Source organism: Parapedobacter soli (assembly GCF_025460835.1).
GTDB lineage: Bacteria > Bacteroidota > Bacteroidia > Sphingobacteriales > Sphingobacteriaceae > Parapedobacter > Parapedobacter soli.
In genome coordinates, this window is record NZ_JAMXAY010000140.1 from 1 (window position 1) to 970 (window position 970).

A 970-nucleotide genomic window follows, 5' to 3' on the forward strand; every position below is an offset into this window, starting at 1 on the left:
ACTTAGCATACTGAACCTTTGGCCCAAAGAATGGGGAGTATTACACTTGATGTATTCAACGAACTTAATGAAGAGCAACGCCAATTGTTGTCCGCATACCAATCCATGGGTAAACTTACCGTACATATCCTTCAGCAATCGGATCGTGAAGCAATGCGTAAATTTGGTTTTCCGCGTTCATTATCAGAAATGGATTGTACGGTGCTGTATCTGGCTACACGGCTGGATGCTATTGTATTAAGCAGTGATAAGGTGGTGCGTAATTTTGCTAAAAGGAATTCCATCGACTATCATGGCATGTTATGGATATTTGACGAACTGGTTAGGCAGGAGCGTATTGCAGCAGTGATAGCAGCGGACAGACTTAGGCAATTGATGGTGAGCAACCAGATTTATCAAAATAATATGGTACTACTGAAAGAGATGGGTAAGCGGCTTAGCAATTGGTTAAATAAAACAACATAAATTTATCATAGCGGTTTTTCGGAAAGATTACAAGAATACAATGACCAGCATGAACTTTTAAAATCTCTTCACGACGTAATAAATCTTTTTTAAGTCTGGTAGCTTCTAAGCTATTTATTAGCTAATAGAATTGTCATTCCGTATGTTTGCCTCGGGCAATCGGGCTAGGGAACCAATTTTCTACCTGCCTCCATAATTGGAATATTAGGTAAAACAGCGAATTTTAATTTGTCTTCCATTTAGTTACCACACTTGCTTCACTTTGTAGTTTTGGAACTGCGAATCGGCGGTGATTATGATGAGTTTGTCTACAACAGCTTGGCAGATAAGCATTCGGTCGAAAGGGTCGCGGTGGTGGAGGTCGAGCGTTACATTTTTTTCCGTATGGGCTGCAGTTATTGGGAGCAGGCGGAATCCATTTTTATCGAGTTCGCGATACAGGTCTTTGAATGACATGTTTAACTCCAGCTTACCCAGATTCAGTTTAATGGCCATCTCCCAAAAG

At 40.7% G+C, this 970-nt stretch carries 2 protein-coding genes; one reads left to right on the forward strand and one right to left on the reverse strand.

Annotation, left to right across the window (positions count from 1 at the left end; translation table 11 throughout):
* Window positions 1–30 precede the first annotated feature (30 nt).
* On the forward strand, window positions 31–465 hold the full coding sequence (locus tag NGM62_RS21910; RefSeq protein WP_262250433.1) for a hypothetical protein: 435 nt from the start codon (window positions 31–33) through the stop codon (window positions 463–465).
* Between the two features lie 243 nt (window positions 466–708).
* On the opposite strand, the gene NGM62_RS21915 is transcribed toward NGM62_RS21910, so the two are convergent.
* The coding region (locus NGM62_RS21915) for a type II toxin-antitoxin system VapC family toxin (protein WP_262250434.1) at window positions 709–970 on the reverse strand (262 nt) is incomplete at its 5' end.

Coding starts and splice junctions, on each gene's coding strand:
- NGM62_RS21910 (WP_262250433.1), top strand. CDS start 31: ATGGGGAGTATTACACTTGATGTATTCAACGAACTTAATGAAGAGCAA.